General features: G+C 60.0%; 4 protein-coding genes. 1 reads left to right on the top strand and 3 read right to left on the bottom strand.

The features are described 5' to 3' along the window. Window positions 1-89: 89 nt before the first annotated feature. The 3 genes from KGB27_RS31270 to KGB27_RS31260 form a co-directional block, all read right to left on the bottom strand. Window positions 90-434 (bottom strand): YegP family protein, encoded by a 345-nt coding sequence (locus tag KGB27_RS31270; RefSeq protein ID WP_008025708.1) that lies wholly within the window; start codon window positions 432-434, stop codon window positions 90-92. 165 nt (window positions 435-599) lie between these two features. Continuing rightward, entirely contained in the window at window positions 600-905 is a 306-nt protein-coding gene (locus tag KGB27_RS31265) for a ribbon-helix-helix domain-containing protein (protein WP_008152951.1), read from the bottom strand. Between the two features lie 14 nt (window positions 906-919). Further along, a complete protein-coding gene (locus tag KGB27_RS31260; RefSeq protein WP_008025704.1) occupies window positions 920-1,501 on the bottom strand; it encodes a DJ-1/PfpI family protein in 582 nt (193 codons plus the stop codon). Window positions 1,502-1,770: 269 nt separating this feature from the next. Here KGB27_RS31260 and KGB27_RS31255 point away from each other — a divergent pair, with 269 nt between their 5' ends. Continuing rightward, a complete protein-coding gene (locus KGB27_RS31255) occupies window positions 1,771-2,661 on the top strand; it encodes a DMT family transporter (RefSeq protein ID WP_008025702.1) in 891 nt (296 codons plus the stop codon). Window positions 2,662-2,713 lie beyond the last annotated feature (52 nt).

Here is a 2,713-nt window from a genome sequence, read left to right as displayed (position 1 = left end):
GGCGATCGCGGTGGGTCAGTCAACTTCTTTATCTACTGACCCTTCGCGATCGCCAGCAAGCCGGCTCCTACAGGGTTTTGTGTGGTTTTTTAGAGCACCGGCAAGGTCTTGTCCTTGATCACGGTGGTCGGGCCGTTGGTCTTCACGCTGGCGATGCCTTTTTCCCGCGCAGCCTCGGAAGAATAGGCCTCGCTGCTGCCGATGATCTCGTGGTTGGCGGCCTTGAGGTTGAAATACGGATGGCCATCCTTGGTAGTCTTTTTCTCGTAGCGCTCATCCAGCGGGCTGTTCTTCTGCACTGAGGCGATGCCGTTTTCGGCGGCGCTGCGAGTGGTGTAGTGCTCGCTGTTCAGAATGGTTTCGGCATTCGCCGCTTTCAGCACGAAGCGAAACTGGCCGTTGCTGGTTTTGCTCAACTCATACCATCCAGACATAATTTTTCTCCTTGGCGATTGAGGGGTTTCGCGCTTCAGAGTAAAGACCAGTCATGGATTTTTGTCGCCTGAACCGGCCCCATCGCGAGCAGGCTCGCTCCCACAGGGGAACGCATTCCCCTGTAGGAGCGAGGCTTGCCCGCGAATGGATCGACACGGTCTACGCTATTTCACCGCAGCACGCACCACCGACAACTCCGGCGCCTGCACCCGCCGTTGCGACAAATACCGCGTACAACTCACCCGCAAGAACGAAGCAAAATTCACCACTTCCCCGCGGTAATCCATCACCTCTTCATACAGCTTGGCGATCAACTGGTTGGTGGTCATGCCGTCGACCTCGGCGATTTCGCTGAGGATGTCCCAGAACTGATTCTCCAGCCGCAGGGTGGTGACCACCCCGCAGATGCGCAGCGAGCGGGAGCGCGATTCGTAGAGAATCGGGTCGGCCTTGACGTAAAGCTCGCACATGAAAAAGTCCCTCGTTACAGCGTGATTTTGGTGCCCAGCAACCCAAGGAAACCGGCGAGCCAGCTCGGGTGGGCCGGCCAGGCCGGAGCAGTGGCCAGATTGCCTTGAACGTGGCCCTCCGTCACCGGGATATCGATAAACGTACCGCCGGCCAAGCGTACTTCCGGTGCGCAAGCCGGGTAGGCGCTGCATTCGCGACCTTCCAGAACTCCCGCCGCCGCCAGCAATTGCGCACCGTGGCACACGGCGGCGATCGGTTTGCCGGCCTTGTCGAAGGCACGCACCAGGTCCAGGACTTTTTCGTTCAGGCGCAGGTATTCCGGGGCACGACCGCCGGGGATCAGCAGCGCGTCGTAGTCGGCTTCAGCGACCTTGGCAAAATCGAAGTTCAAGGCAAACAGGTGGCCGGGCTTTTCGCTGTAGGTCTGGTCGCCTTCGAAGTCGTGGATCGCCGTGCGCACGGTCTGGCCGGCGGATTTGTCCGGGCAGACGGCGTGCACCGTGTGGCCGACCATCAACAATGCCTGGAACGGCACCATCACTTCGTAGTCTTCGACGTAATCGCCGACCAGCATCAGGATTTTCTTGGCAGCCATGGGGAGGACTCCTCTGGGAAATAGGCAGGAGTATTCAAGGTAGTCGTTATCCAGAGGGGCGGGTAATAACCAGCTACTACGGCGTTATCGTTCTTCGCGGGCAAGCCTCGCTCCTACAGGTTATGCGTGATCCCTGTAGGAGCGAGGCTTGCCCGCGAAGGGGCCCTCAAACTGTACGGATAACTCTGCGCCTAGCTGTAACAGCGGCCACCACCGGATTTATGGCTAGATGAAGACACTTCCCACCACCCTCGATTCTGGTTGCCCTCATGTCCACGCGCGAAAACACCGGCATGGCCCTCGGCCTGCTCGGCGTTGTGATTTTCAGCCTGACCCTGCCCTTCACACGGATCGTCGTGCAGGAACTCCATCCGTTGCTCAACGGCCTCGGCCGTGCGTTGTTCGCGGCGATTCCGGCGGCGCTGTTGTTGCTGTGGCGCAGGGAAAAATGGCCGACCTGGAAACAGGTCAAAGGCCTGACGCTGGTGATCGCCGGTGTGATCCTCGGCTTCCCGGTTTTATCCGCCTGGGCGATGCAAACCTTGCCCGCGTCCCACGGCGCACTGGTCAACGGCCTGCAACCCTTGTGCGTGGCGCTGTACGCCGCGTGGTTGTCCCACGAACGCCCGTCGAAAGCCTTCTGGGCCTGCGCCGCGCTGGGCAGTGCGCTGGTGCTGGGTTACGCGTTGATCAGCGGAGCCGGGAGCATTCAGGCCGGTGATTTGCTGATGCTCGGCGCGATTGCCGTGGGCGGTCTGGGGTATGCCGAAGGGGGGCGTTTGGCCAAGGAGATGGGTGGCTGGCAGGTGATCTGCTGGGCGCTGGTGTTGTCGACGCCGCTGTTGATCGGACCGGTGGTGTACCTGGCGCTGCAACACCAGGGCGAAATTTCGGCCAAGACCTGGTGGGCCTTTGGTTATGTTTCGCTGTTCTCGCAGTTCATCGGCTTCTTCGCCTGGTACGCCGGGTTGGCCATGGGTGGCATTGCCCGGGTCAGTCAGATCCAGCTGTTGCAGATCTTCTTCACCATCGCGTTTTCGGCGTTGTTCTTCGGTGAACACATCGAGCCGATCACCTGGCTGTTTGCTGCCGGGGTGATCGTGACGGTGATGTTGGGGCGTAAAACGGCGGTCAAACCTGCACGTATTGCCACTGCATAACCCTGACCGCCTCCGAATGCACTGACACAACTCAATCCTGTAGGAGCCGGCT

Origin of the sequence: Pseudomonas sp. BF-R-01, from assembly GCF_019946615.1 — a bacterium.
Classification (GTDB): domain Bacteria; phylum Pseudomonadota; class Gammaproteobacteria; order Pseudomonadales; family Pseudomonadaceae; genus Aquipseudomonas; species Aquipseudomonas migulae.
The sequence above is the reverse complement of the archived record's forward strand: the minus strand, read 5'-3'. Positions and strand labels throughout refer to the sequence as shown.

Excerpts from the sequence above, each read along its gene's own strand:
- KGB27_RS31270 (WP_008025708.1), bottom strand. The coding sequence starts at position 434 with ATGTCTGGATGGTATGAGTTGAGCAAAACCAGCAACGGCCAGTTTCGC.
- KGB27_RS31265 (WP_008152951.1), bottom strand. The coding sequence starts at position 905 with ATGTGCGAGCTTTACGTCAAGGCCGACCCGATTCTCTACGAATCGCGC.
- KGB27_RS31255 (WP_008025702.1), top strand. The coding sequence starts at position 1,771 with ATGTCCACGCGCGAAAACACCGGCATGGCCCTCGGCCTGCTCGGCGTT.
- KGB27_RS31260 (WP_008025704.1), bottom strand. The coding sequence starts at position 1,501 with ATGGCTGCCAAGAAAATCCTGATGCTGGTCGGCGATTACGTCGAAGAC.